This is a genomic window from Phenylobacterium sp., assembly GCF_031412415.1.
Lineage (GTDB): Bacteria > Pseudomonadota > Alphaproteobacteria > Caulobacterales > Caulobacteraceae > Phenylobacterium.
This window is the reverse complement of record NZ_JANOCX010000052.1, coordinates 1-6,620: the sequence shown is the minus strand read 5'-3', so window position 1 is coordinate 6,620 and position 6,620 is coordinate 1. Positions and strand designations below refer to the sequence as shown.

Sequence of the window (6,620 nt, the reverse complement as noted above, 5' to 3'; positions counted from 1 at the left end):
ATCATCGCCGTAGCCGGCGCCCCCGACCTCGAACCTCTGTCGGCCGGCGACCTCGCCGCCGCCCGCTGGACCTGGGAAATGGGCGAACCGGCCGGCGCCCGGACCGGCACCCTGCCCAACGTCGCCTGGACCTTCCGGCCGCTGCAGGGGGTCAAGGCCCGGGCCGGCGTCGTCGGCCTGGAACCTCGCGCCCTCGCCGCCGAGGAAGACGAACGCTTCGCCCTGGCCCTGCTCGACCAGGGCGCCATTGCCCTCGAACGGGCCGAGTTCGCCGCCGAGGCCGCCGACGCAGACGCCCTGCGAAGGTCCGACAAGCTGCGCTCGGCCCTGCTCAACTCGGTCAGCCATGACCTGCGCACGCCCCTGTCCACGGTGCTGGGCGCCGTCACCACCCTGATCGACTTCGGCAAGGCGATGAAGCCGGCCGTCCGCGACGACCTGATGCTGTCGATCCGCGAGGAGGCCGAGCGCCTCAACCGCTATGTCGGTGACCTGCTCGACATGACCCGCATCGAGGGCGGCGCCCTGAAGACCCGCCGCGACTGGACCGATGTTCGCGATGTGCTGGCCGCCGCGATCGCCCGGGTCGAACGCCGGCTGGAGACCCGCAAGCTCAGCCGCGACTTCCCCGCCCAGCTCAGCATGGTCATGGCCGACCCCAGCCTGCTGGAACAGGCCCTGGTCAACATCCTCGAAAACGCCATCGCCTACAGCCCTGATGGCTCGACCATCGAAACCGCCGCCTACGAGGATCGCGGCAATGTCGTCATCTCCATCGAGGACGAGGGCCGGGGCATCCCGACCGCCGAACTGGAACGGGTCTTCGAACGCTTCCGCCGCATGGAAGAGGCCTCCGACCGGGGCAAGGGCGCGGGGCTGGGCCTGGCCATCTCCAAGGGCTTCGTCGAGGCCATGGGCGGGCGCATCGCCGCGGCGAGCCCCATCCACGAGGGCAAGGGCACGCGCATCCTGATCAGCCTGCCCAAGGAAACCACCATGCCAGGTCACATGCTGTGACCGCCTCGCGGCCCCGCATCCTGGTCATCGACGACGAGGTCCAGATCCATCGATTCCTGCAGCCGGCGCTGGAGGCGGCCGGTTATGAGGCGATCCAGGCCCACACAGGCGCCGAGGGGCTGAAGGAGATCGCTCGCAAGGCGCCAGACGCCGTTGTCCTGGACCTGGGTCTACCCGACCTGGATGGCAAGGAGGTGCTCGCCAAGGCACGCGCCTTCTATGACGGCCCCATCGTCATCCTCTCGGCCCGCGACAAGGAGATCGAGAAGATAGACGCCCTGGATCTGGGCGCCGACGACTATGTGGAAAAGCCGTTTGGGGTCGGCGAACTCCTGGCCCGTCTGCGCGTGGCGCTGCGCCATCGCCTGCTCCGCCAGGGCGCCGAGCCCATGGTCACGGCGGGCGATCTGACCATCGACCTGGTCAAACGTCTCGTCACTCGCGCCGGCCAGGCGGTCCGAATGTCGCCCAAGGAGTACGATCTGCTCGCCCAACTCGTGCAAGGTCACGGCAAGGTGGTGACCCACCGCCAGTTGCTGACCGCCGTCTGGGGCCCGGCGCATGTCGAGGACGTGCAGTACCTGCGGGTTTTCGTGGCGCAACTGCGCGGCAAGATCGAACCGGATCCCTCCACGCCCAGCCTGATCACCACGGAGCCGGGCGTCGGCTATCGCTGGCTGGGCTAGGCTCTGCTTAGTAGCCCGGGATGGCGGCGTCGGAGCCTATTCGCTGCACACGACCACGCCGAAGGTACGGGCTGAGACAGGCCCGTGGTAGTTCGTCCCATCAGCGTCAACTTCGACACTAAGAAGCGGATGCGACCGCAACATGTGAGCCGACCGATTGGATTGGCACGGGGCGATAGGTGCGCGGGGCTCTTTTGTCTGAGGTCGCTTTCTGGAATAGGCCTTCGGCGATCAGTCGGTCTATTACGCGAATTCCGACGGTGTCCCTATCGTAGTGAAGTCGCGCGAAGTCGCGGACGGCTTCGCGATGTGCCGGTGTGTTGCAATCGGCCAGGGTTTCGAGGACAGCGCAAGCGAAGATCTCCGCGCCATCGGCGACCCGTAAGATTCCAGGCGACGCCAAAGGCACACCCTCAGCGCCGACCGTCGTCGCCACGCTCGGCAGACCGGCCGCGAGCGCCTCAACCAGCTTGATCTTGACGCCGCTACCATAGAGTACGGGCGTCAGGGAAACAGCTGCGCGAGCGTAGGCGTCGGCAAGGTTATCTACGAAGCCGAGCACATCGACATTGGCTGGCAATGGTACGTCGATCGAATAGGCGCAGGATCCCACGACATGGAGCCGTGCGTCTGGCCGCTTCTCGAGCACGCGCGGCCAAGCCTCGGTAAGCAGCCACCGAAGGCCTTGCTTGTTGGGTGGATGGTCACTGCCAACGAAGATGCACACCGGATCTCGCGGGCCGGCAAGATCGGCCTCACCGATTTCCACCGCCATCGGCATCGACACCGCTTGGGTGTCAGGCGCGATCTCGCGGATGGTCTCTTCTTCCTCAGTTTTGATGGCAAAACACACGTCGGCTTTGTTGAGAGCCGCGGCCTCCTGTGCGATCAGACCGCGGTCGAAGTCCGCGCTAACGCCTGCGGCGTCCACGCTCAATGCGCGAAGGGCCAGGATGTCGTGCGTCAGTATCGCTGTAGCGACTCCTGGCGGGAGCTGGTCAAAGATCGGCGCGGAATTGAAGTAGTTGGCCACAACGAATGTTGGCTTTGCCAACGCCACTTTCCGTCGGGCCCAAGAGAGCGCCTTGGCATGCGGTACATAACAGTCGAAGCCGAGGCGGGTCGTCGTCGACCGACCCGCAGCGGTGTTCAGCCGCGAGACCCGCAGAAACATGTTTAGCCAATGTCGTGGATTGAGCGAATAAAAGTATCGACCGACTTTGACCGCGCGAAATATCTGGAATTGCGAGAAGAGGCCTGTGTACTCCCCAATCGCCGCAATTCTCGCCATGTAGGCGGGAATCTCTTCCAAAATCAGGATGTTCGCGTCGAAACCAGCACCAGCCAGCGATCGCGTAAAGCTGGCGAGGTATTCAGAATTCCCAGCCCGCACCTGAAAGGCCGGGTTGAAGGAAACAACAACAGCAGTCGGCTTCGTCACGGTGCCCCCACCTGCCCTACATTGTTCAACCGCCAAACGACGATCGAGCTCCGCAATATGGTTAACGCGACATTACCTACCCAGAGTTCGCTGCTGATCAATCCTCCACGTGCGGATTCCGAGTCGTTTCAACTGGCGCGCGAAGTCCGCTCAGCGAATCTCAAGACCCGGCATGCCGCCGTGGGCGCGCCAGTCCTCCAGGATCTTCACGAAGGCGATTGAGCCCTTGCCGTAGGCGCCGTTGCGCACCGCCATCTCCGAAGGCTTGCCCTCGTTGTTGTAGTAGCCGGGCGTGCATTCCTCGGCGAACTTCTGGCGCATGATGGCGGCCGAGAGGATGGTTTGCACCCAGTCGGCCTCGGCCTCCGCGGTCGCCTCGACCCTGGTCACGCCCTCTTCAAGGCATCGGCTGATGATGTAGGCCGCGTGCTTACCCTGTTCGCTCAGCATGTGCGGGTAGTTGGCGGTGAATCCCGACTGGATGTTGCTGAAGAAGAAGCAGTTGGGGAACTCGCGCACATGCATGCCATGCAGGCTGGACGCGCCGTCGGCCCACTTCTGGGTCAGGCTCAGGCCGTCGCGACCGTACAGCTCGTAGCCGGCGCGGCGGGAGTACTCCGTGCCCACCTCGAACCCCGTGGCGTAGATCAGGCAGTCGACCTCGTACTCCACGCCCGCGACGACGACGCCCTTCTCCGTGATGCGATCGACGCCGCGACCTTGCGTGTCCACCAGGGTCACGGTTGGGCGGTTGAAGGTGTCCAGGTACTCGTCATGGAAGCAGGGGCGTTTGCAGAACTGGTTGTAGTAGGGCTTCAGGGCCTCGGCCGTCGCCTGGTCCTGAACCACGGCGTCCACACGCGCCCGGATCGACTCCATCTTCTGGAAATCCGCCAGCTGCACCAGGGCGCCGGCGTCCATCGGCGCGGTCGCGCCACCCTCGCTCATGCGCTTGCGAGCGATCAGGCCCAGGTTGCGGATGATGTCGGTCCAACCGTCATTGACCAGGTCTTCGTCCTGGTGTCCGCCCGAGACAAGGATGTTGAAGTTGTCCATCCGGTGCTGCTGCCAACCCGGCTTCAGGCTCGCCGCCCATTCCGGATCGGTGGGCCTGTTGGCGCGAACATCGATGGATGAGGGCGTCCGCTGGAACACGTAGAGCTGGCCCGCGGTCGCGCCGACATGCGGTACGCATTGGACGGCCGTCGCTCCGGTGCCGATGATCCCGATCCGCCTGCCGGCCAGACCGATGAGGTTCCCGTTCGAGTCGCCGCCTGTGTAGGCGTAGTCCCAGCGGCTGGTGTGGAATGAGTGACCCTTGAAGGTCTCGACGCCCGGAATGCCGGGCAACTTCGGGCGGTGCAGCGGACCGTTGGCCATGCACACGAACCGCGCCTTCATCCGGTCGCCGCGATTGGTCTCGATGATCCAGCGTAAAGCGTCCTCGTCCCAGGCCATGCCGGTGACTTCGGTCTGGAAACAGGCGTTGTCGTAGAGGTCGTACTTCTCACCGATGGCGCGGCTGTGAGCCAATATTTCCGGCGCGCGGGTGTACTTCTCTTTCGGGATGTAGCCGATCTCCTCCAGCAACGGCAGGTAGACATAGGACTCGATATCGCAGGCGGCGCCGGGATAGCGGTTCCAATACCAGGTGCCCCCGAAGTCGCCGCCCTTCTCGATGACGCGGATGTCCTTCACGCCGGCCTCGCGAAGCCGCGCGCCGGCCAGCAGGCCGCCAAAGCCGCCGCCGATCACCACCACCTCGACCTCGTCGGTCAGAGGCTCGCGGGTGAAGCCCGGCTCAACGTAGGGGTCTTCGAGATAGTGAGCGAAGGCGCCCGTGATCTCCTGGTACTGCTCGTTGCCGTCGACCCGCAGGCGCTTATCGCGCTCCTCGCGGTACTTGGCGCGCAACGCCTCGGGGTCAAATCCAAGATCGGCCGTCTCGGCCTTGCTCTCGATCGCGCCAGAATCCGCCATGGCCGTCTCCCCTGACATACCACATCATCGAACCTGACCTGCCCAAGCGGAAGGCAAGGGCCGATGCGGGGCGAACGCGCCGACGTCCATGCCAGACTTCCGTGGCGTCCACGTGGCGCAGACCTTCGGGTTCATCTACCGTGAGGATGAGACCCGCCGCGCGCCTCGACGCACTCGGCGGAACGAGCGGGAGGGAACCCATGCACTATAAAGAACTGAAGCAGGCCTGGACCGAACTGACCGCGCCTGGCCAGCCGTTCGAGATCACCGAGGTCGAGGTGCGCGGCCAGATGCTGCGCGCCTTCCGTCACGCACCGCCCTCCGTGCGTGAGCTTTGGCTCTCCACGGTGCAGTTCGCCGACCGCGACTACCTGATCTATCAGGACGAACGGCTGACCTACGGCCAGGCGCATCAGTTGACCGCCTCCATCGCCGGCTGGCTGATGGCCCAGGGCGTGGAGCCCGGCGACCGCATCGCCATCGCCATGCGCAACTATCCCGAATGGATGCTGATCTACTGGGCGGCCTGCAGCATCGGCGTCGCCGTGGTCGGAATGAACGCCTGGTGGACCGCGCCCGAGATGTCCTTCGGCCTCAGCGACGCCCGTCCCAAGATCCTGTTCGCCGACGCCGAGCGCCTGGCCCGTATCGCCGAGCAGCCCGACATGCTGGCCGGCGCGAAAGTCGTCGCCGTGCGCACGGAAACTCCGGCCGGCGGAACGCCCTGGAGCGCGGTCATCGGCCATGGCGGGGCCATGCCCGATGTCGCCGTCGACCCCGATTCCGACGCCTGCATCTTCTACACCTCCGGCACCACCGGCTTTCCCAAGGGCGCCCAGCTGACCCATCGGGGCTGCGTCAGCAACCTGATGAACATGCTGTTCTCCGGCAACGTCGGGGCCATGGTGCTGGCCATGACCACCGGGGTCATCCCCGACCCGAACGTGCCGCCGCCCGCGCCGGCCGTGCTGGTCACCACGCCGTTGTTCCACGTCACCGCCAACAACTGCGGGGCCTACGCGGCCACCGCCATGGGCGGCAAGATGGTGCTGATGTACCGCTGGGACGCCACCCTGGCCCTGGAACTGATCCAGGCCGAGAAGATCAGTTCGGTCAGCGGCGTGCCGGTGATGGCCCGTGAGCTGGTCACCCATCCCGACTTCGCCAAATACGACACCTCGTCCCTGCTCAGCGTCGGTGGCGGCGGGGCGCAGATTCAACCGGACCTCGTCGACAAGATCGACAAGACCGTGCCGACCGCCCGGCCCAACACCGGTTACGGCATGACCGAGACCTGCGGGGTGATCACCTCACTGAGCGGCGACTTCTTCGTCGACAAGCCGGCCAGCTGCGGCCGGGCCCTGCCCAACTTCGAGGCCAAGGTGGTCGACGATAACGGCAACGCCCTGCCCATGGGCGAGGTCGGCGAACTTTGGGTGCGCGGCAGCAGCGTCATCAAGGGCTATATCAACCGCCCCGATGCGACGGCCGAGAGC

5 protein-coding genes are annotated in these 6,620 nt (G+C 65.3%); 3 read left to right on the top strand and 2 right to left on the bottom strand.

Annotated features, from left to right (window positions below):
* The coding region (locus tag RMO04_RS02500) for an ATP-binding protein (RefSeq protein ID WP_309643217.1) at positions 1 to 1,017 on the top strand (1,017 nt) is incomplete at its 5' end.
* The gene (locus RMO04_RS02495) at positions 1,014 to 1,703 is read left to right on the top strand and encodes a response regulator (RefSeq protein ID WP_309643216.1); all 690 of its coding nucleotides are present in this window, start codon (positions 1,014 to 1,016) and stop codon (positions 1,701 to 1,703) included. The genes RMO04_RS02500 and RMO04_RS02495, both read left to right, overlap by 4 nt.
* A 118-nt stretch (positions 1,704 to 1,821) precedes the next feature.
* Here the strand turns inward: RMO04_RS02495 and RMO04_RS02490 are convergent, their stop codons facing one another.
* Positions 1,822 to 3,144 carry a glycosyltransferase gene (locus RMO04_RS02490; RefSeq protein WP_309643215.1) on the bottom strand — a complete coding sequence of 441 codons (1,323 nt, stop codon included), beginning with the start codon at positions 3,142 to 3,144 and terminating at the stop codon, positions 1,822 to 1,824.
* Positions 3,145 to 3,294: 150 nt separating this feature from the next.
* Entirely contained in the window at positions 3,295 to 5,124 is a 1,830-nt protein-coding gene (locus RMO04_RS02485) for an NAD(P)/FAD-dependent oxidoreductase (RefSeq protein ID WP_309643214.1), read from the bottom strand.
* 200 nt (positions 5,125 to 5,324) lie between these two features.
* On the opposite strand from RMO04_RS02485, the gene RMO04_RS02480 reads away from it, so the two are divergent.
* Positions 5,325 to 6,620: class I adenylate-forming enzyme family protein (locus RMO04_RS02480; protein ID WP_309643213.1), on the top strand; the 1,296-nt coding region annotated here is incomplete at its 3' end.